Genomic DNA, 20,912 nt, shown 5'->3' on the forward strand with positions numbered 1-20,912 from the left:
CGCATCCGACATGCCCCGACTGCACATGCCCCCACCTGACCGCCTTGCCATGAACCAGCGTCCTGCCTTCGTTGCCCTCCTTGCCGTCCTGCTCGCGCTCGCCGCCTGCGCCGATCACAACGGCGAAGGCGCGACACCCGCCACCTCGGCCGACGGCAATGCCCTGCCGGTCCCGGGCGATGTGCACGGCAGCGTGACCGGCATGCCCGACACGCCCGGCCCGGGGCACATCGGGCCGCCCCAAACCGCCGAGGCGGATGCATTGACCGACGCCCCCGTCGAAGATGGCGTCGACCCATTGCTGGCCGGCGACGCCGGCATCGATCCTTCCAGCGCAGATCCTTCCAGCACAGATCCCTCCAGCGGCATCCCAGCCGGTGACACCCCGGATGCCACGCCGGCGCCCGACGAGCCCGGACCGGCCGAAGCCGTCGCGGTGCTGCGCGCCTATTACGAGGCGATCAACGCCGGCGACTTCAGCCGCGCCTACGGCCTGTGGTCGGACGGCGGCAAGGCCAGCGGCCAGTCGCCGCAGCAGTTCGCCGACGGATTCGCCGACACCCGGGCGGTGTCGGTGGAGATCCTGCCACCGGGCCGGATCGATCCCGCCGCCGGCTCACGCTATATCGAAGTGCCCCTGGCCCTCAGCGCCACCCGGGCCGATGGCAGCTTGCGCAAGTATGTCGGTGCCTACACCCTGCGCCGCGCGGTGGTGGACGGCGCCACCGCGGAGCAGCGCGCCTGGCGCATCGCGTCGGCGGATATCCGCGAAGTGCGGCCGTAAGCGCATCGAGGCCGCCCTCACCCGCCCCACCTCCATCGACACCGCCCATCGACACCTCCCTTCCATCAGCCCCGGCGATGCGGACTCCCGGCCCTGCGGGCCCGGCAGCGTCCCGGATCGTGCTCGACACCAATGTCTGCCTCGACCTGCTGCTGTTCGAAGATCCGCGGGTAAACCTGCTGGCGGAGGCTCTGCGAAGCGGCAACGTGGTGGCCGTGGTCGATGCGGACTGCCGGGCCGAATGGTTGCGGGTGCTCGGGTATCCGGCACTTCGGCTGCAAGACCCGCGTCGCAGCGCGCTGATCGACGCGTTCGACGCCCTGATGCAGCCGGTGTCGACCGATGCAAACCGCCGGGATGGCAAACCGCCACCGCGGTGCGTGGATCCGGACGACCAGAAATTCCTGCGCCTGGCGCACGCCACCGGCGCACGCTGGCTGCTCAGCCGCGATCAACATCTGCTGGTGCTGGCCGCGCGATGCCGGCGCGATGGCCTGTTCGAGATCCTGACACCGCAGGACTGGGCGGCCCGCTTCGCGCAGGCGGCATCGGTCTGAAGCTGCTGCGCGACGGTCGGCCGGCTACAGCTCGAACCGGTAGGACAGTTTCACCAGCAGCTGCTCGCTGTCGCGCAGCGAAAAACTGTCGCGCAACTGGTCGCGCGGCTCGACCGCGAATTCGTCCAGCCAATAGCCGCCACGGCCGTAGACCACATACAGGTCCGACAGCGGCGCGAGCATGTAGCGGTAGCGCACCTGGAAGCCCAGGTTGCGCAGGCTGAAATCGGTGACCGCACTGCCGGGCGAACCATCGCCGCTGGCATCCACCGCGACCGCGCGCCCATCCGCACCGACCTGCACCGCCTGCTGCAGGCGCGCATCCAGGCCGATCGCCTGCAGCTTCACCCGCAATTCCTGGCGTTGGCCGATGCTCCAGTCGAGCCCGGCATCCAGTCCCAGCGAACGCTGGTCGAAGCGTCCCACCAGGTTGTCGTGTTGCCACACCAGCCAGTCCGGGGTGTGTTCGACCGACACTTCGGCGAAGGCACGCAACGCATCGCTGAAGAAATAGGTCGGCTGGAACTGCACGCTGTAGCCAACCTCCCGGTTGCCGGCCAGGCCGCCGCTGCCGACCCAGCCGTCGAACTCCCAGGCCCAGGCGCCCTTGCGCGGCCGGTTGCGTTCCCACGACAGGCCGAAATTGCCCGGTCGGTACAGCGCATTGCGGCCACGGGTCAGCTGGTCGTCCCAGGACGGCGCATTGAGATTGAACTGCAGGTATTCGCTGCCGCCATCGCGGCGCTCGCTCTGGCGGATCAGGCGCAACTGGCGCTGGATGCGCAGCCCGTGGTCGGTGTCGATGCCGATCACCCGGCCGCGGTAGTCGTGCGAGGCGTACACCGACTCGGCCGGCTGGTCGGTCAGACGCCGGCTGAGCTGCCAGTGTCCGTAGTTGAGGTTGTTGCGGCCCAGATAACCGAAGTCGTTGACCTCCAGGCTGTCGCCGAAATGCATCCCCAGCCATTGCTGGCGCCAGCCGCCGCCCATCTCGTAGTCCACCACCAGCGTCGCGCCACTGCCGCGCGTGGTGCTGCCGGCCTGTTCGATGTCACTGCCGACCACGTTGCCGAGCACGGTCAGCGCGTCGGTCGGCTGCCAGCGATGGTCGATCCCGACCACATGCGCACGCCGGTCCAGCCAGGGCCGCTGGACCTCGGTGGCGATCAGGCCCAGCGTCTGGCCCTGGAAATCGTGGTGCAGCCGCAACGCGCGGAACGACCGCCCGGCCGGCCCGCTTTCCTCGGCCGCCAGCACGCCGTAGTTGGTCGCACCCAGGCTGCCGTTGAGCTTGACCGCCGCATCGACATCGCCCGCACCGCTGCCATCGTCGGCACGGCCGCCGACGCGGCGGGTATAGACCAGTTGGCTGTTGTCGATCAGCAGGCCGAAATCGAAGATGCCCTGGTTCTCGGTGAAGAACGGCCGCTTGTCGCTGAAGAAGGTCTCCTCGGCGCCGAAGTTGACCACCAGGTCGTCGCTCTCGACCTGGCCGAAATCCGGATTGACGGTCGCGGTCAGCTGGGTCTGGCCGTTGGGCTTCCAGACGATGTCGGCGCCGGCATCGAAATCGCTGCCGCCATGAATCCGGTCATGCACGCCGACCACGTACGGGGTGACGGCCAGCAGCGACTGGCTGTAGGCGGGCAACTCGACCTTGGCGAAATCCGACAGGAAGCGCGCGCGCTGGAAGCTCGCCGTGGGCCAGGCCACGCGCTCGCCGGTGGAGCCGATCACCCGGTCCAGGTACAGCCCGATGGTGCGGGTGCCGCCAGTGGCCTTGCGCATCGGCGCGGTGTACCAGGGGATCAGGAACTCCGCGCTCCAGCCCTGCTCGTCCTCGCTGGTGGCGTGCAGCCAGCTGCCGTCCCAGTCGCCGTTGAAGCGGCCTTCGTTGGTGACCACCTCGTCGGCGATGCCGCCGGCCAGGGAGATCACGAAGTCGTAGCCGGTGCGGCCATCGCCATCGAAATCGACGATCACGTTGACCCGGTCCAGCTGGCCCATCTCGTCACGGCGGGTGCGCTCGCGGGTCCGCGTCACTCCGGCCGGCTGGGTGTTGCGGAACGCGACCGCCAACCCTTCCGGAGTCGACATCACCCAGGCCTGGGTCGGGTACGGCGACGGCACCAGCGACAACGGCTGGGTCAGGCGGAAGTCGGTGATGTGCTGCGCGCCCGCCCATTCGTCCGGATCGATCCGTCCGTCGATCTCGACCGCCCGGACAGGCAGGGCCAAGGTGGCGAGCGACACGGCGGACAGGACGACAACAGGGGCAAGACGCATGGAAAGCTCGGTCGGCGGGGAACCCTATGCAGGCTATCCAGAACCACGGCGCGCACCGAATGGCATAGGTCATGGCAACCAAAGGCGGCCGGAGCGCATCGGGCCAAAGGGACAGCCCCGGCCCGGCCCCGGCTCCAGACCGGCATCGCGCCGCCAAGCCGTGTCCGGCCTGCGTTACTGCATGTACCAGCCGTGGCTGACGACGACGCTCTGCCCGGTCAGGGCGGCGCTGGGGAACTCGGCGAGGAACCGCACGGTTTTGGCGACATCCTCCACCGTGGTGAAGATGCCATCGACGGTCTGGCCGAGCATCACGTTCTTCACCACCTCTTCCTCGCTGATGCCCAGCTCAAGGGATTGCTCCGGGATCTGCTGGTCGACCAGCGGAGTGCGCACGAAACCCGGGCAGACCACATGGCTGCGCACGCCGCGACTGCCGCCTTCCTTCGCCAGCACCCGCGCCAGGCCGAGCAGGCCGTGCTTGGCGGTCACATAGGCCGACTTGAGTTTCGACGCTTCGTGCGAATGCACCGACCCCATATAGATGACTACGCCGCCGCGACTGTTGCCGTGGCCATCGTCGCGGTACATGTGCGGCAACGCCGCCCTGGTGGTCAGGAATGCGCCGTCCAGGTGGATCGCGAGCATCTTCTTCCAGTCCGCGAAGGCGTAGTTCTCGATCGGATTGACGATCTGGATGCCCGCGTTGGAAACGAGGATATCGACTGCCCCCAACTCGGCGACGACGCTGGCGATCCCGGCATCGACCGCCGCCTCGTCGGTGACGTCCATCGCCACCCCCATCGCCCGGCCACCCGCCTGCACGATCCCGTCGGCGACCGCCTGCGCCCCGTCCAGATTGATGTCGGCCACCGCGATCAACGCGCCCGCGCGGGAAAGCTCGAACGCGATTTCCTTGCCGATGCCGCTGGCCGCGCCGGTGATGACGGCGACCTTGCCCTGGATCGAACTCATGCGGGACTCCTGATGGTGTGTGCGGTCAGGCGATGGTAGCGAAAGCGCAATGACGACAACCTGCCCCCGGCGATGCCGTTGGTCCACTGGCGCGGACGGACCCGGATGCGGTAAATGCCGAATCCGGGTGCGCGCCGGGGATACCAGCGTCCAGCGCAGGAGTGGCGGAGGCATGCCTCCGCCGGCGAGTCGAGAACGCGCAGAGGCGTGACACCCACGCCCTTTGTCCATCTGGCGTCGCCCCGAATCGAAAATCCGGTGCGGGTCGGCGCGTCCCGGACGATGGATGGGATGTACAGGTCGCAACTCACGTCGCTCCTACCGGAGGGCGTGGCGACGTGTCTTGGTGTGGCCATGTGTGTGATGCACACAGATGGTGCCGTTGCCAGTAGAGGCTTCCTCCGGTCATCCGACCCAGGCTTCGATCGCAGGAGCGACGTCAGTCGCGAACGCGCAGAGACTGCACCTGCCAGCACCTGTGCATGACCCGACGAAAGCGGCGCCGATATTGCCACCGTCCCATGCGAAGCGGCGCAATCGCGGGAGCGGATGTACAGGTCGCGGCTGAAGCCGCTGATACGACCGAAGGAAGTCCAGCCGGACGACCGAAGGAAGCCCATGGGACGGCAATCCGGTCATCTCGGCATCGCGTCATGCCGCGACGCCGACCTTGCTCAGGCCTTCGGCTTCGCTTTCCGCTTGGGCTGCAGCATCGTTCCGGTGCAGGTGTCGGCGCCGCAGTAGCAGGCCCAGATCCGTTTCATCCGCGGGGTGTGGGCTTCGGCCAGGGTGATGCCGTAGTTGTAGACCAGCTCGTCGCCGGGCTCGATGTCCTGGCTCGCTTCGATGAACACGCGATCCTTGCTGCGGTCGTCGCCCTCGTCCTCCTCCAGCACCGCCTCGCAGTTGGGCTCGCAGCTGTGGTTGATCCAGCGCGCGACGCCGCCCTGGTAGTTGGCGTCGATCACGTACTCGTCGTTGAGGGTAAACAGGAAGGTGTGCCCGGACGAGGCATCGCCGGTATCGCCGGCGTCCACCTCGTCATGGGTGCGGCGGCGGCCGGTGTACTCGACGATGCGCTCGCCCTTGGCGATCGGAGCCACGGCGAACACACCGTTGCCGTGGATGGCGGAATGACGGGCGATGATCTTGCGCGGCATGCGTGGGTCCGGAAGAAAAAAGGAGCGCACATTGTGGCCGCAGGCGGGCGGTGCGGCCAACGACCGCGACGACGGGTCCTCCTGCGTCATTCACCATCGCACAGGCGCCCGGATCGCCGAACAGCAGCGCCTGCGGTGTGGTGGGCCCGTCCCGTCCGATGTGCGCCGATACCGGGAATGCCACCGGGCCCGACGGCTTCTGCCAGCGCCGCCCTCCCGCCACCCTGGGCGTCGGCGCCACGCCAAGACCTGAACCCGCTGACCGGTGTTTGCTTGGACTCGGCCGCGATAATCCGTACAATTCCGGTACTGATTGAGGAGCCCGCATGTTGCGCGTCACCAGACTCACCGATTACGCCACCCTGGTACTGACCGTACTGGCCGCCGATCCGTCGGTCGTGCTCAGTGCGCCGGAGCTGGCGGAGCGCGCCGGACTGGAGACGCCGACCGTGAGCAAGCTGCTCAAACCGCTGGCGCAGGCCGGCCTGGTGGAGGGCTTCCGCGGCGCCAACGGCGGCTACCGGCTCGCCCGTCCGGCCGGTGAGATCACCCTGATCGAGATCGTCGAGGCCATGGAAGGTCCGCTGGCGATGACCGAATGCAGCATCCACGAAGGCGGCAACTGCGGGATCGAGGACTCGTGCAGCGTGCGCGCCAACTGGCGCCACATCAATGATGTCGTCGCCGATGCACTGCGCGCGGTGACCCTGACGCAGATGCTGACTCCGCCCTCTCCGTCGTCCCACCCTTCCAATGCAAGGCGCATCGACCTGCACCTTGCCAACGCATGACCGATCACAGGCAGCCCATGGCCACCCAGACCATCGAAAATACGACGTCGAACACCCCGTCGACGAACGCCCCGGCTCCGCAAGGCGCCGACGGTGCGAACCGTGAGATCCACGAGCAGCTCGGCCGTACCTACGAGGCCGGCTTCATCACCGACATCGAGACCTTCAGCCTGCCACCGGGGTTGAACGAGGACATCATCCGCCAGCTCTCCGCGATCAAGGAGGAGCCCGAGTGGATGACGCAGTGGCGCCTGGAGGCCTACCGCCACTTCCTGACCATGCCGATGCCCGACTGGGCCAAGCTGGACATCGCCCCGATCGACCTGCAGGCGCTCAGCTACTACTCCGCGCCCAAGGGGCCGAAGTACAAGTCGCTCGATGACGTGCCGCAGGAGCTCATCGACACCTACGACAAACTCGGCATTCCGCTGCACGAGCGCGCCAAGCTGGCCGGCGTGGCGGTCGATGTGGTGTTCGACTCGGTCTCGGTGGGCACCACCGTGCACAAGGAGCTGACCGACAAGGGCATCATCTTCTGCTCGATGTCGGAGGCCATCAAGAACCACCCGGAACTGGTACGGAAATACCTGGGCACGGTGGTGCCGATCGGTGACAACTACTTCGCTGCGCTGAACTCGGCGGTGTTCTCCGACGGCAGTTTCGTGTACATCCCCGAAGGCGTGAAGTGCCCGATGGAGCTGAGCACCTACTTCCGCATCAACGCCGGCCACACCGGCCAGTTCGAGCGCACCCTGATCATCTGCGAGGACCGCGCCAAGGTCTCCTACCTGGAAGGCTGCACCGCTCCGATGCGCGACGAGAACCAGCTGCACGCGGCGGTGGTCGAGCTGGTCGCGCTGGAGGAGTCGGACATCAAGTACTCCACCGTGCAGAACTGGTACCCCGGCGACGAGAACGGCGTCGGCGGCATCTACAACTTCGTCACCAAGCGCGGCGAGTGCCGTGGCGCGCGCAGCCGGATCCACTGGACCCAGGTCGAGACCGGTTCGGCGATCACCTGGAAGTACCCGTCCTGCGTGCTGATCGGCGACGACTCCACCGGCGAGTTCCACTCCGTCGCGCTGACCCACCACCGCCAGCAGGCCGACACCGGCACCAAGATGATCCACATCGGCAAGCGCACCAAGAGCACGATCATCAGCAAGGGCATCAGCGCCGGCCGCGGCCAGAACACCTACCGCGGACTGGTCAAGATGACCTCGACCGCCGAAGGCGCGCGCAACTACACCCAGTGCGACTCGCTGCTGATCGGCAAGCAGTGCGGCGCCCACGCGATCCCGTACATCGAGGTGCGCAACCCCACCGCGACCGTCGAGCACGAGGCCAGCGCCTCCAAGATCAGCGACGAGCAGATGTTCTACTGCCGCAGCCGCGGCATCGGCGAGGAAGACGCGGTGTCGATGATCGTCGACGGCTTCTGCAAGCAGGTGTTCCGCGAGCTGCCGATGGAATTCGCGATCGAGGCCAAGGCCTTGCTGGAAGTGAGCCTGGAAGGCGCGGTCGGCTAGGCGGGGGCCCCAGCCTGTGTCGTAGGAGCGACGTGAGTCGCGATCGGAAATATCCGCGCGCGAAGCCGGCTTTGATCGCGACTCACGTCGCTCCTACAAAAAACAAAAACATCATTCACCCGCTAGCGGGCAACGAGAAAACCACCATGCTGAAGATCGACAACCTCCACGTCCGCATCGGCGACAAGGAAATCCTCAAGGGACTGAGCCTGGAACTGCAGCCGGGCCAGGTGCACGCGATCATGGGTCCCAACGGGGCCGGCAAGTCCACCCTGGGCAATATCATCGCCGGCCGCGAAGGCTACGAGATCACCGAAGGTTCGGTGACGTTCATGGGCCACGACCTGCTGGCGCTGGAGCCCGAGGAGCGCGCTGCACTCGGGGTGTTCCTGGCGTTCCAGTACCCGGTCGAGATCCCCGGCGTGAACAACACCTATTTCCTGCGCACCGCGCTCAACGCCCAGCGCAAGGCGCGCGGCGAAGAGGAGCTGGACTCGATGCAGTTCCTGAAACGCGTGCGCGAGAAGCTCGCCGTGCTGCACCTCAAGGACGAACTGCTGCACCGGGCCGTCAACGAGGGCTTTTCCGGCGGCGAGAAGAAGCGCAACGAGATTTTCCAGCTCGCGTTGCTGGAGCCCAAGCTGGCGATCCTCGACGAGACCGACTCGGGCCTGGACATCGACGCCCTAAGGACCGTCGCCGAGGGCGTCAACGCGCTGCGTTCGCCGGACCGCCTGTTCCTGGTGATCACCCACTACCAGCGCCTGCTCGACTACATCAAGCCCGACGTGGTGCACGTGCTCGCCGATGGCCGGATCGTCGAATCCGGCGGGCCGGAACTGGCGCTGGAACTGGAAGCGCACGGCTACGAGTGGATCAAGGATCGCATCTCGCCGGAGGAAGTCGCCTGATGAGCGCCCTGCTCGACTCGCTGGCGTCCTCCTTCGACACCCTGCCCGCGCGCGAGGCCGGCGGTCTGGGCGGCATGCGCCGCGCCGCGCTGGACGCCGCCCTGCACGACGGCTTGCCGCACGCGCGGGTCGAGGCGTGGAAGTACACGTCGCTGCGCGCGCTGGAGCGCCGCACGTTCGCGCCGGCCGATGCGGTGCCGGTACTCGACACCGGATTGCTGGCGGACATTCCCTCGCCGCGCATCGTGTTCGTCAACGGCCGCTTCCACGCCGACGCGTCCGACCTCACCGGCCTGCCGGCGGGCGTGAGCCTGAGGCCGCTGTCGCAGGTGCTGGACGAAGGCGATGCCGGCCAGACCAGCTTCCTGGCCCGCAAGTTCGAGCGCAGCGACGAGGTGTTCGCCAAGGTCAACGCCGCGCTCGCCACCGAGGGCGTGGTATTGCGCGCCGACGCCAACGCGCGTGCAACGACCCCGGTCCATCTGGTGTTCGCCGGCACCGCCAGCCAGGGCGATCAAGCCGATCAGGCCTGGCACCTGCGCCATCTGATCGAGCTGTCCGACGGCGCCGAACTGGGTGTGGTCGAGCACCAGTTGGGCGGCCCCGCGCACCGGCATTTCGCCAATGCCGTGATGCACGTCCATCTGGGCAAGCACGCAAGGCTGTCGCACGCCCGCGTGCAGGACGAGTCCACCGGCGCGACGCTGATCAACCGCACCGACGCGGTGCTCGCCGGCCAGGCTGAATACCGGCGGCTCGATCTGGAACTGGGCGCGGCACTGTCGCGGCACGAACTCAATGTCGCGCTGCAGGGCGATGCCGCGAAGGTGCATGCCAACGGCGTGCTGCTCGGCGACGGCCGCCGCCATCTGGACACCCGCCTGGGCGTCGACCATACCGGCCGCGATACCGCGTGCGAACTGACCTGGCGCGGCATCGGCACCGACCGCGCGCGGGTGGTGTTCCACGGCGGCATCCTGATCCGCGAAGGCGCGGACGGCACCGACGCGACGCTGTCCAACAAGAACCTGCTGCTCAGCGAAGGCGCGGAAATCGACACCCAGCCGGTGCTGATCATCCACGCCGATGAGGTGCAGGCCGCACATGGCGCGACGGTCGGCCAGCTCGACCCGACCGCGCTGTTCTACCTGCGCAGCCGCGGCCTGCCCGCCGAGCAGGCGCGCACCCTGCTGACCGGCGCGTTCTGCCGCGAGACGCTGTCGGTGTTCGATGACGCCGGCCTGCGCGACGCCGTCGCGGCACGGCTGGACACCGCACTGGCGCGGTCGGTATCGGCATGAACACGCCGCTGGAATCCCTGGAATCGGCCAGCACCGAGGACGGCGCGCCGCCGTCGATGGCGCAGGCAGCGGCTGCCATCGACTGGGCGAAAGTCCGCGCCGACTTCCCGCTGCTGACCCGCCAGGTCCACGGCAAGCCACTGATCTACCTGGACTCGGCCAACACCGGGCAGAAACCGGCGGTGGTGATCGACGCGGTGGACGACTTCTACCGGCGCCACAACGCCAACGTCAGCCGCGCGGTGCACGCGCTCGGCACCGAGGCCACCGAAGCCTACGAGGGCGCGCGCGGCAAACTGGCGTCGTTCCTCAACGTGCGCGCCGACGAGCTGGTGCTGTGCAGCGGCACCACGTTCGCGATCAACCTGGTCGCCTACAGCTGGGCGCTGCCGCGGCTGCAGCCCGGCGATGCGATCGTGCTGACCCGGATGGAGCACCACGCCAACATCGTGCCGTGGCAACTGGTCGCCGAGCGCACCGGCGCGGTGCTGAAGGTCGCCGAACTGGACGAGCGTGGCGACCTCGACCTCGACCAGCTCTATTCGCTGCTGACCCCGGAAGTGAAGCTGCTCGCCCTGACCCACGTCTCCAACGTGCTGGGCACGGTCAACCCGGTGCGCGAGATCTGCAGGCGCGCTCGCAAACAGGGCATCGTGACCCTGATCGACGGCTCGCAGGCCGCGCCGCACCGCGCGCTGGACATCGCCGCGATCGGCTGCGACTTCTACGCGATCACCGGCCACAAGATGGCCGGCCCGACCGGCACCGGCGTGCTGTGGGCACGGCGCGAACACCTGCAGGCGATGCCGCCGTTCCTGGGCGGCGGCGAGATGATCCGCGAAGTCCGCTTCGAAGGCACCGTGTTCAACGACGCACCGCACAAGTTCGAGGCCGGCACGCCGAACATCTCCGGCTTCATCGGCCTGGGCGCGGCGGTCGATTACCTGTCCTCCATCGGCATGGCGAACATCGAGGCGCGCGAGCAGGAACTGCTGGCCTACGCGACCGGAAAGCTGTCGCAGATCCCGGGCCTGCGGATCTTCGGCGAGGCCCGCGAGAAGGCCGCGGTGATCAGTTTCCTGGTCGAAGGCGCGCACGCGCACGATCTGGCCACCCTGCTCGACCTGGAAGGCGTCGCGGTGCGCTCCGGCCACCACTGCGCACATCCGCTGATGCACCATTTCGGCGTGCCGGCAACCTGCCGCGCCTCGTTCGCGTTCTACAACACGTTCGACGAGATCGACGCGTTCGTGACCGCACTGCAGAAAGTCCGCACGCTGCTTTTGTAGGAGCGACGCAAGTCGCGAATGCACGGCAATCACGGGTATCAGTGAAATCGCGACTTACGTCGCTCCTACAACGGCACCATTTTACGCACCCATGCCCGATCTTCATTTCCGCAACGCCACCCTCGCCGACATCGAGTCGCTGGTGGCGTTTGTCACCGCCGCCTATCGCGGCGACAGCAGCCGCCAGGGCTGGACCACCGAGGCCGACGTGCTCGACGGCAACCGGATCGACCCGCAGGTGCTGCGCGAGGACATCATGCGTGATCGCAGCCGGATCCTGCTGCTGGAGCGCGGCGGCGAGCTGCTTGCCTGCGCGCATGTCTGCGAGGACGACGGCGCCGGCTATTTCGGCATGTTCGCGGTCAAGCCGACCTTGCAGGGCGGCGGCATCGGCACGCGGGTCCTGGACGAGGCCGAGCGCGTGGTGCGCGACGAATGGCAGCTGCCGGTGATGCGGATGACCGTGATCGACCTGCGCGACGAACTGATTGCGTTCTACCAGCGCCGTGGCTACCGCCGCACCGGCATGTTCAAGCCGTTCCCTTACGGCGACGAGCGCTTCGGCATCCCGCGCCGCGACGACCTGCGCTTCGAGGTACTGGAAAAACCGCTGACAACCCCACTTCAACTGTAGGAGCGGCTTCAGCCGCGACCTGTAGACCGTCGCCACCGCCACCCGCCATCACCGTTCGCAGCTTTGCGACTCCTGCAAAAGCACCGAGCACTACCCACCTCTACCGTAGGAGCGACGTCAGTCGCGACCTGTACTCCGCAGCTCCGCGGTTCAAGTCGCAACCTCCAACCGGCGCGGGCAACCCGTCATCCGATCGCGGCTGAAGCCGCTCCTACAACCGCTCCTACCCACAAACAAGCAGGCAGATTCATGACCGACTGGACCCGCGTGTGCACCACCTCCGAACTGCTGCCGGGCGAGTCCACCGTTGCCTGGGACGGCGACACGCCAATCCTGGTGGTCAATTTCGACGGCACCTATTACGCCCTGGAAGACCGCTGCTCGCACGAGGACTTCGAACTGTCCGCGGGCAGTTTCGATGCGGAGGACGCGACGATCGAATGCGTGCTGCACGGCGCCAAGTTCGACGTCCGCGATGGCCGTGCGCTGTGTCCGCCTGCCTACGAGCCGGCGGTGAACTTCCCGGTGAAGGTCGAAGACGGCGTCGTCTGGACCCGCGACGACCGCTAGCTGCGTAAACCAGCACGCCGTCCGTCATGGCATCCGGTGACGCAAGGGCGGAGCCGTCAAGCCATCGCCGTCGGCGATCCGGTCGCGCGCGTCACCTTGCCGCCACAAATCTTATTGCGAATCATTCGCAATTGCGTCTACACTTGCCGCGATGTCTGCTGCGGGCGAGTGAATGCATGTCCGCTTGATCGTTGTTGAGGCGGCGCTGCGTCGCCTTTCATCCAGACAGAAAAAACCTCTCCTCCAACGTTTCGTCCGGACCTCGCGCCGGTCGCAGGCGGATTTTTTCAAGGCAATGGACATGGCCCCCATCAAGAGCCGCAAGCACCCCCTTTCCCGCACGCTGTCGTCGCAATCCCTGACCGCTGCCTCGCTCCTCACCAGCCTGGCGCTGGGTGCGCCCATGGCGGCCAACGCCGGCGGAACCCCCGCCGTCGCCGGCCAGGCCACGCCCACCGAGCTGGACCGGGTCAAGGTCCACGGCCAGCGTCCAGCCGGCTACACGCTCGACTCCATCACCAGCGCAACCCGCACCCGGACCCCACTGCGCGACACGCCGCAGGCGATCAGCATCGTCACCCGCGAGCTGATGCGCGACCAGGGCATGAATGCGCTGGCCGATGTGGTCCGCTATCTGCCCGGCGTGAGCATGGCCCAGGGCGAGGGCAACCGCGACACCACCGTGATCCGCGGCAGCAGCTCGACCGCGGACTTCTTCGTCGACGGCCTGCGCGACGACGTGCAGTACATCCGCGATGTCTACAACATCGAGCGGGTCGAGGCGCTCAAGGGCCCCAACGCGATGGTGTTCGGCCGCGGCGGTTCCGGCGGCGTGCTCAATCGCGTCACCCGCAAGGCGGACTGGCAGGAACACCACGAGATCACCGCCCAGGCGGGCTCATGGAACCGCAGCCGCTTCACCATCGACCAGGGCCAGCCGCTGAACGAGCGGGCCGCGTTCCGCGTCACCGGGATGGCCGAGGACTCGGCCAGCTACCGCGATGGCGTCACCATCGAACGCTACGGCATCAATCCGACCCTGGCGCTGCAATTGGGCGAAACGACCACCGCCATCTTCGGCTACGAGCATTTCCGCGACGACCGCGTCGCCGATCGCGGCGTGCCCTCGCGCGACGGCCGGCCGCTGGCCACGGATCCGGAGACCTTCTTCGGCAACCCGGAACTCAGCCCGGTGTGGGCGCGGGTCAACGCGTTCGATGCGGTGATCCATCACGACTTCGCCAGTGGCGCCTGGTTGCGCAATGCCACCCGCTACGCGGTCTACGACAAGTTCTACCAGAACGTGTTCCCCGGCTCGCTGCAAGGCGATCTGGTATCGCTGGGTGCGTACAACAACCGCACCGACCGCGAGAACCTGTTCAACCAGACCGATCTGGGCTTTACCGTGCGCACCGGTGGCGTCACCCACGCGCTGCTGGCCGGCATGGAACTGGGCCGGCAGGAAACCGACAACTTCCGTCAGAGCGGGGCTTTCCCGGCCAACAGCAGTTGCCGGCCCGGCACGCCCGCGGTGACCAACTCGTTGTGCGTACCGCTGGCCGAACCGCGCTACCGCGGCCCGGTCGACTTCGCCCAGAGCGCGACCGACGCCGACAACCACGGCGTGGCCAAGGTCGCCGCGCTGTACCTGCAGGACCAGATCGAGTTCTCCCCGCACTGGCAGGCGGTGCTCGGCGTGCGCCTGGACCGCTTCGAGATGGACCTGCGCAACAACCGCAATGGCGAACGCTTCCGCAGCGAGGACGACCTGCTGTCGCCACGCGTGGGACTGGTCTACAAGCCCGCCGAGACGGTGTCGGTCTATACCAGCTACTCCGTCACCCACCTGCCTCGCTCCGGCGACCAGCTGTCCTCGCTCAATGCCGGCAACCAGGCGCTGGACCCCGAGCAGTTCCGCAACAAGGAGCTGGGCGCGAAGTGGGACGTCCGGCCGGGGTTGTCGCTGACCGCGGCCGCCTACCGCCTGGACCGCACCAACGTGGCCGTCGCCAATCCGGACTACGACCCGGTCACCAACCCCGGTGTGCCGACCTCGATCCTGGTGGATGGCCAGCGCAGCGAAGGCCTGGAGCTGGGCATCGCCGGCAATGTCAGCGACCGCTGGCAGGTCATGGGCGGCTACGCCTGGCAGGACGGCGAGAACCGCACCAATGGCCGTGACCTGGCCAACCTGCCCCGCCACACCGTGTCGCTGTGGAACCGCTACGACTTCACTCCGGCCTTCGGTGCCGGCCTCGGCGCGGTCTACCGCGACGCGATGTACGCGGCGGCCGACAACGCCGTGGTCCTGCCCGGTTACACGCGTATCGACGCGGCCCTGTTCTATCGGGTGAACGCGAGCCTGCAGCTGCAGCTCAACGTCGAGAACCTGCTGGACCGCGAGCACTACGCCTCGGCCCACAACAACAACAACATCACCCCCGGCACGCCGCGGGCCTGGTACCTGGGCCTGAACATGGCGTTCTGAGCCCGCGCGCGCCGGTGCTCGACAGCAGGCTGCGCAGCACCGGCGCACAGGCATTGTCCGATCCGGTCGAAGTCGACGATGGGGAGCCCCGCACCTTGCGTCACGGGCAACACCTGCTTGCCCGGCGCCGCGACGGCGGCCAGTCCGACGGGCACGTCCGGGCTATCCCAGCTGGACCACGGGCGAACGATATGCCCATGCCCGACGACACTGACACGGCAGGACGATCAGCGCTTATCGGCAACCGCGTTTCGGCGCAGGATTCAAACCGGCCTGGTGCGTACCAGCAACACCTCGCCACCGCCTTCGATCACATGGCGCCGGCGTTGTTCCGAAGCACCCAGGATCGCGGTATCGCCCATCTGCAAGGCTGCCAATCCGGAGTCGTCGGCAAACCGCGCGTGGCCTGCGATCACATGTACCGCCCACGTCTCCCCGGGCTCGACAAAGATCACCATCGGGCCGACCAGCGGCCGGTGCCACAACTCGGCGGCGATGCGGTCACGACGCCACATCAAATTGAAATCGTGGGTCGCACCATCCACCAGTTCGCCGCTGACGGCCCGCTCGCCGGCGAAGCGATGCTTGTCGTGCGGCGGTTGCAGCTCCACCGTTTCGCCATCGTCAAAGCGCAGTCGCAGTCCATTGCCCGACAGCAGCACCAGCACGCGATCGATGCCCGGGAATGGCGAAAACGCCGCATCACATTCGATTTCGGCGATCGACAGCCGCCAATCCCAGTCCTGCCCCGCGTCCTCATCCGGACCACCCGGGCCTGACCTGTAGATCTCGCGGGTCCAGCCCAACTGGTTGCGCCAGCGTTCGCGGCGGTAGTGGCTGGCGGGAATGACGCACGAGACCATGGCAGGGGATCGACAGGGCGGGCGCACAGTCTAGTCACGATGCGCGGAAGCGGTCACTCCTCGCCGGCCCGGCCGTCACATACCGTGCCCGATCCCTTCAATTGACCCGGCCACCAAGCCTCCCGGCCAAAAAGTCGCCACCCGCTGCAGGTCCGTCTGCGGCGGGCGGCACACATCCTTGTCCAGAGGCCCTCCCCTGACAGCGGACGATCCGTGTCCGCAATGGCGGCCGGCATCGACTCCGCGATGCCGGCTTGTCACGATTACTCTGCGGTCAGCGTTTCGCGGTGGCCTTCGGCGTACCGGTATTCGCGGGTTTGGCCGCGGTCTTGGCCGGCGGCTTGGCCGCGGCAGCACTCTTGGCACCCGCATTGCTGACCACGATGCGGTCGCGGTTCTTCTCGATCGTCTTCAGACCGATGCCCTTGACCATCGCCAACTGCTCGACGCTGCGGAACGCGCCATTGGTTTCGCGGTATTCGACGATCGCCTGGGCTTTCGCCGGGCCGATGTTGACCAGCACCCGATCGATCGCATCGGCATCGGCGGTATTGATGTTGACGGTTTCGGTCGCGTAGGCCGCGCCGGCCAGCAGCAGCGAGAGAACCAGCGTTTTCGCGATGAGGACAAATGACTTCATGACCAGACTCCTGTGGGTGAACGATGTCGGTTTCCATTCCCGCCGGCGGTAGCTGCCGGTGGATGAAGTCTCGATCCCGGCCGGCGCCGCCGGCATCGCCGGACGCTTCGCAGCGTTGTCGGCGCACGCCAAGCTCCGGGGTAGGAAAAGTCCGTCGCCCAGCCCCGGCGTTACAATTGCCGCCTCTTTACCGTTCAGGGCCCCCACCATGAATCCCAATCCGCTCAATCCGGCACTTGTCGAGCGCTTCGTCGACGCCAAGTGGGACGAGGAAATCGTTCCGCAGCTCGTCGAGTACATCCGCATCCCCAACAAGTCGCCGATGTTCGACGCGGACTGGGTCAAGCACGGCTACATGGACCAGGCGGTGGCGCTGATGGAAGGCTGGGCGCGTGCACAGCCGATCCCGGGCATGCAGATCGAAGTGGTCCGGCTGGAAGGCCGCACGCCGCTGATCTTCATCGAGATTCCGGCGTCCAATGGCGCCACCGATGCCTCGGCATCGGTGCAGACACGCGACGAGGACTGCGTGCTGCTGTACGGCCACCTCGACAAGCAGCCGGAAATGACCGGCTGGGACGACGACCTCGGCCCGTGGAAGCCGGTGATCAAGGGCGACCGGCTGTACGGCCGCGGCGGCGCGGACGACGGTTACGCGATCTACGGCTCGCTGACCGCGGTGATGGCGCTGCATGAGCAGAACCTGCCGCACTCGCGCTGCGTGATCCTGATCGAGGCCTGCGAGGAATCCGGCAGCTACGACCTGCCGGCCTATGTCGACCACCTCGCCGCGCGCATCGGCAAGCCGTCGCTGGTCGTGTGCCTGGACTCGGGCTGCGGCAATTACGACCAGTTGTGGTGCACCACCTCGCTGCGCGGTCTGGCGGGCGGCAATTTCACCATCAAGGTGCTCAGCGAAGGCGTGCATTCCGGCGATGCCTCCGGCGTGGTGCCGTCCAGCTTCCGCCTGCTGCGCCAGCTGCTGTCACGGCTGGAGGACGAGACCACCGGCCGCATCATCGTCGAAGGCCTGCATGCCGAGGTTCCCGCCGAGCGTCTGGAGCAGGCCCGCCAGGCCGCCGAAGTGCTCGGCACGGCGGTCTACGACAAGTTCCCGCTGCTCGACGGCATGACGCCGATGGACCCGGACCTGGGTGAGCTGGTGCTCAACCGCACCTGGCGACCGGCGCTGTCGGTGACCGGCGTGGATGGCATGCCGGCGCTGGACTCGGCCGGCAACGTGCTGCGCCCGCACACCTCGGTCAAGCTCTCGTTGCGCCTGCCGCCGACCCTGGACGGCAAGCACGCCGGCGAGCTGCTCAAGCAGGTGTTGCTGGACAACCCGCCCAACGGCGCGCACGTGTCGCTGGATCTGGAAAAGTCCTCGACCGGCTGGAACGCCCCGGCGCAGTCGCCGTGGCTGACCCAGGCGATCGAGGATGCCAGCCAGGCCTGCTTCGGCAAGCCGGCGATGTACATGGGCGAAGGCGGCTCGATCCCGTTCATGGGCATGCTGGGCGAGAAGTTCCCCGGCGCGCAGTTCATGATCACCGGCGTGCTCGGCCCGCACTCCAACGCGCACGGCCCCAACGAGTTCCTGCACATCCCGATGGGCAAGCGGGTCACCGCCAGCGTCGCCCACGTGATCGCCGCCCACCACCAGGCCAGCCAGCGTGGCGAAACCACCGGCGTGGGCGCGGCGGCCACCACCCAGGAACGCGGCGAGCACGGCTGCTGCTGAGCCCTGACGGGCCGGGTGCGCACCGGCCCGATGCCGTTTGGCTGTGGCTGGCTGCTTCTTGCGTTTGCATCCATGACCGGACGCGATCCCGGATCGCGGCGGTCCTGTTCACGCAAACGAGGATTCCGCCATGCGCCCTGCCGACCTGTTGCCTTTGGCTCTGTTTGCCTGCGTGACCGCCGCGCAGGCAACCGGCCCACAACTACCCGCGTTTCCCGCCCCGCCGGCGGGCGATCCGGTGACCGAAACGAAGTTCGGCATCACCACCGTCGACCCCTACCGCCGGCTGGAAGACCTGAAGGACCCCGACGTGCAGGCCTGGATGAAGGCGCAGGCCGCGCGTACCCGCACGGTCCTGGATGCGATCCCGGGCCGCGAGGCGCTGCTGGCCGACATTGAACGGCTGAGCAAGGTCACGACCTCGCGGATCGAAAACGGCACGGTGCTCAGGGACGGCCGCATCCTGCTGCAGCGCAAGGAGGCCGATGCGGACCTTGCGCGTCTGGTGCTGGTCGACGGCATCGACGGCGGCGGGCAACGGGTCATCGTCGATCCTGAAGACTGGCGCAAGCGCACCGGCAAACCGCATGCGATCAACTACTTCCTGGTTTCGCCGGACACCAGGTGGGTCGCGGTCGGTATTTCCGAGTCCGGCTCGGAGATGGCGTCGCTGCACCTGTTCGATCTTGCAACGGCCAAACAGGTCGAAGCGCCCATCACCAGGATCTGGTTCGACGTCGACTGGCTCCCGGACAGCAGCGGCTTCGTCTACAACCGCCTGAACGAACTCAAGGACGGGCAGCCGCCCATCGAACGCGACCTCAACAGCCAGGCTTATCTGCACCGCCTGGGAACCGACGCGGACCAGGATCCGCTGGTATTCGGCAACCGCCACGATCCCGCGCTCGGCATCAAGCCGGAGGAGATTCCGATCGTGATGTTGTGGGAGCAGAGCGATTACATGCTCGGGTTCCCGATGACCGTCGACAACCAGGTGCAGCTCTTTGCGGCGCCGCGTTCGCAGCTCGGCCAGGCGAAGGTCGACTGGCGCAAGATCGTCGATCGGCAGGACAACGTGCGCTGGTTCGACGTGAATGACAACGACCTGATCGTGATGACCTCGACCTCGCCGGACCGGGCGATCGAGCGCATTTCGCTCAAGGACGGGACGCGTTCGGTGGTGGTGCCACCCACCCCCGGCCGCGCAGTCGACTACCTGAGCGCACGTGAGGATGCGCTCTACTACACGTTGCGCGAACGCTCGGGCGTGGGCGTCGGCCTGTTTCGTCAGCCGTGGGACGGCGGATCCCCGGCGGGCGTGGCGCTGCCCGGGCTGCAGACGCTGTATCCGCTGGGTGCGCAGGAAGGCGTCGGCGGCATGCTCGTCGGCGGCGCGGGATGGACGCGCTTCCCCACGGTGATGCTGGTCGATGCACAGGGCGCCGTCAGCGAAACCGGGCTGCAACCACAACCCGGTGGCGTCGATGCATCCCGGCTGGAAGTCACCGTGGTCGAGGTTGCGGGCCATGACGGCGCGCCCGTGCCGCTGTCCATCGTCCGGCGCAAGGGTACGCCGCTCGACGGCAACAACCCCACGCTGCTGCAGGGTTATGGCGCCTACGGTTACAGCATCAGTCCTTACGTCCTCCCGGAACTGTTCACGTCTTTCGACCGTGGCTTCATACGCGCCTTCTGCCATGTCCGCGGCGGTGGTGAAAAGGGCGAGGCCTGGTACCGCGCCGGTTTCCAGTCGACCAAAGCCAACACCTGGAAGGATTTCAACGCCTGCGCGCAGTACCTTGTCGACAAGGGGTATACCTCGCCGGAAAAGCTCGGCGCGATGGGCACGAGCGCCGGCGGCATCCTCATCGGCAACGCGATGGTCGAGCGACCGGACCTGTACCGGGTCATCTTCGCGGATGTGGGCGTGATGGACAGCATCGGCGCAGCGCAGCGCGATCCGAACGGTCCGGCCAACTGGCCGGAGTTCGGCAATCCCGACGAGGAAGCCGGCTACAGGGCGCTGCATGCGATGAGCAGCTACCAGAAGATCAAGGATGGCACCGCGTATCCGGCAGTGATGGCGCTGCATGGCGTGCAGGATCCGCGCGTCGTGGTGTGGAATTCCACCAAGTTCACGTCGCGCGTAAACGAGGCCAGCAGCAGCGACCTTCCCGTGCTGTTGCGGCTCGATTACGAGGCGGGCCATGGCTTCGGGTCGACCCAAAGCCAGAGCAACGCCGAGCGCGCCGACCTCATCAGCTTCATGCTGTGGCAGTTCGGCGCGGACGGCTTCCAACCGGTGCTGGCGGGCCCGCAGGAGTCCCCGGCTGATGCCACTGCAGCCCAATGAGTCGCCAGCCCCCGGCAGCGCGCCGCCCCCGCTGCTAGGA

At 67.2% G+C, this 20,912-nt stretch carries 17 protein-coding genes; 12 read left to right on the plus strand and 5 right to left on the minus strand.

Features of this window, described 5'->3' with window-relative positions; translation table 11 throughout:
• The first annotated feature begins 49 nt into the window (after positions 1-49).
• On the plus strand, positions 50-784 hold the full coding sequence (locus tag N792_RS13545) for a hypothetical protein (protein ID WP_052104041.1): 735 nt from the start codon (positions 50-52) through the stop codon (positions 782-784).
• Positions 785-903: 119 nt separating this feature from the next.
• Positions 904-1,341, plus strand: a complete 438-nt coding sequence (locus N792_RS11750) for a PIN domain-containing protein (RefSeq protein WP_036195554.1) — start codon at positions 904-906, stop codon at positions 1,339-1,341.
• Between the two features lie 24 nt (positions 1,342-1,365).
• On the opposite strand, the gene N792_RS11755 is transcribed toward N792_RS11750, so the two are convergent.
• The 3 genes from N792_RS11755 to N792_RS11765 all read right to left on the minus strand — a co-directional run bounded on the left by N792_RS11755 (position 1,366) and on the right by N792_RS11765 (position 5,762).
• Positions 1,366-3,627 (minus strand): DUF5916 domain-containing protein, encoded by a 2,262-nt coding sequence (locus N792_RS11755; RefSeq protein ID WP_036195419.1) that lies wholly within the window; start codon positions 3,625-3,627, stop codon positions 1,366-1,368.
• A 174-nt stretch (positions 3,628-3,801) separates the two neighbouring features.
• Positions 3,802-4,602 carry a 3-hydroxybutyrate dehydrogenase gene (locus tag N792_RS11760; RefSeq protein WP_036195422.1) on the minus strand — a complete coding sequence of 267 codons (801 nt, stop codon included), beginning with the start codon at positions 4,600-4,602 and terminating at the stop codon, positions 3,802-3,804.
• Positions 4,603-5,276: 674 nt separating this feature from the next.
• Entirely contained in the window at positions 5,277-5,762 is a 486-nt protein-coding gene (locus N792_RS11765) for an SET domain-containing protein (RefSeq protein WP_036195424.1), read from the minus strand.
• A gap of 326 nt (positions 5,763-6,088) precedes the next feature.
• On the opposite strand from N792_RS11765, the gene N792_RS11770 reads away from it, so the two are divergent.
• The 8 genes from N792_RS11770 (at position 6,089) to N792_RS11805 (ending at position 15,275) form a co-directional block, all read left to right on the plus strand.
• Entirely contained in the window at positions 6,089-6,553 is a 465-nt protein-coding gene (locus N792_RS11770) for an SUF system Fe-S cluster assembly regulator (RefSeq protein ID WP_036195426.1), read from the plus strand.
• Between the two features lie 17 nt (positions 6,554-6,570).
• On the plus strand, positions 6,571-8,082 hold the full coding sequence (sufB, locus tag N792_RS11775; RefSeq protein WP_084105784.1) for a Fe-S cluster assembly protein SufB: 1,512 nt from the start codon (positions 6,571-6,573) through the stop codon (positions 8,080-8,082).
• 146 nt (positions 8,083-8,228) lie between these two features.
• A complete protein-coding gene (gene sufC, locus N792_RS11780; protein WP_036195429.1) occupies positions 8,229-8,993 on the plus strand; it encodes a Fe-S cluster assembly ATPase SufC in 765 nt (254 codons plus the stop codon).
• Positions 8,993-10,294 carry a Fe-S cluster assembly protein SufD gene (gene sufD / locus N792_RS11785; RefSeq protein ID WP_036195431.1) on the plus strand — a complete coding sequence of 434 codons (1,302 nt, stop codon included), beginning with the start codon at positions 8,993-8,995 and terminating at the stop codon, positions 10,292-10,294. The genes sufC and sufD overlap by 1 nt, the downstream gene beginning before the upstream one ends.
• 56 nt (positions 10,295-10,350) lie before the next feature.
• Positions 10,351-11,583, plus strand: a complete 1,233-nt coding sequence (locus tag N792_RS11790; RefSeq protein WP_036195558.1) for a cysteine desulfurase — start codon at positions 10,351-10,353, stop codon at positions 11,581-11,583.
• Positions 11,584-11,674: 91 nt separating this feature from the next.
• On the plus strand, positions 11,675-12,217 hold the full coding sequence (locus tag N792_RS11795; protein ID WP_036195433.1) for a GNAT family N-acetyltransferase: 543 nt from the start codon (positions 11,675-11,677) through the stop codon (positions 12,215-12,217).
• Positions 12,218-12,466: 249 nt separating this feature from the next.
• Positions 12,467-12,787, plus strand: coding sequence for a non-heme iron oxygenase ferredoxin subunit (locus N792_RS11800; RefSeq protein ID WP_036195434.1), 321 nt, complete (start codon positions 12,467-12,469; stop codon positions 12,785-12,787).
• 301 nt (positions 12,788-13,088) lie between these two features.
• A complete protein-coding gene (locus tag N792_RS11805; RefSeq protein ID WP_052104051.1) occupies positions 13,089-15,275 on the plus strand; it encodes a TonB-dependent receptor in 2,187 nt (728 codons plus the stop codon).
• Between the two features lie 263 nt (positions 15,276-15,538).
• Here the strand turns inward: N792_RS11805 and N792_RS11810 are convergent, their stop codons facing one another.
• Positions 15,539-16,138, minus strand: a complete 600-nt coding sequence (locus tag N792_RS11810; protein ID WP_036195438.1) for a HutD/Ves family protein — start codon at positions 16,136-16,138, stop codon at positions 15,539-15,541.
• Positions 16,139-16,412: 274 nt separating this feature from the next.
• A complete protein-coding gene (locus N792_RS11815) occupies positions 16,413-16,778 on the minus strand; it encodes a ComEA family DNA-binding protein (protein WP_052104053.1) in 366 nt (121 codons plus the stop codon).
• 208 nt (positions 16,779-16,986) lie between these two features.
• Between N792_RS11815 and N792_RS11820 the strand changes: the two genes are divergently transcribed.
• Both N792_RS11820 and N792_RS11825 read left to right on the plus strand, forming a co-directional pair.
• Positions 16,987-18,519: a M20 family metallopeptidase gene (locus N792_RS11820; RefSeq protein WP_036195440.1), complete on the plus strand. Its 1,533-nt coding sequence runs from the start codon at positions 16,987-16,989 to the stop codon at positions 18,517-18,519.
• 130 nt (positions 18,520-18,649) lie between these two features.
• Positions 18,650-20,872 carry a prolyl oligopeptidase family serine peptidase gene (locus N792_RS11825; protein WP_036195443.1) on the plus strand — a complete coding sequence of 741 codons (2,223 nt, stop codon included), beginning with the start codon at positions 18,650-18,652 and terminating at the stop codon, positions 20,870-20,872.
• Positions 20,873-20,912: the final 40 nt, after the last annotated feature.

The sequence above is a fragment of the Lysobacter concretionis Ko07 = DSM 16239 genome (genome assembly GCF_000768345.1).
In the GTDB taxonomy this organism is placed as follows: Bacteria; Pseudomonadota; Gammaproteobacteria; order Xanthomonadales; family Xanthomonadaceae; genus Novilysobacter; species Novilysobacter concretionis.